Genomic DNA, 248 nt, shown 5'->3' on the forward strand with positions numbered 1-248 from the left:
TTCTTAAAATAGCTTGATTGTTCAGTTGCCTCTGCTTTAATTCGCCGTAACCTTGCTCTATTTCCCATCGCTCCCAGTAAACTTCAACGATGTCTTTAATCGGGTACTTTTCTGGGCACTCTAATGATGTAATAAAACCTTTTATTTCTCCTTTAGGCTCAGGAAGTAAGACTAGCCGTGCTTGCCAATACTTCCCAAGATACGGGGACTTCCGTTGAGCATCTGGCGAAACTGGCATACGGACAAGT

General features: G+C 43.1%; 1 pseudogene. It reads right to left on the minus strand.

Annotated features, from left to right (window positions below):
* A pseudogene (locus HC752_RS24575) lies at positions 1–248 on the minus strand (IS4 family transposase); the annotation flags it as partial.

This window comes from Vibrio sp. S9_S30 (assembly GCF_014694455.1).
Classification (GTDB): Bacteria; Pseudomonadota; Gammaproteobacteria; order Enterobacterales; family Vibrionaceae; genus Vibrio.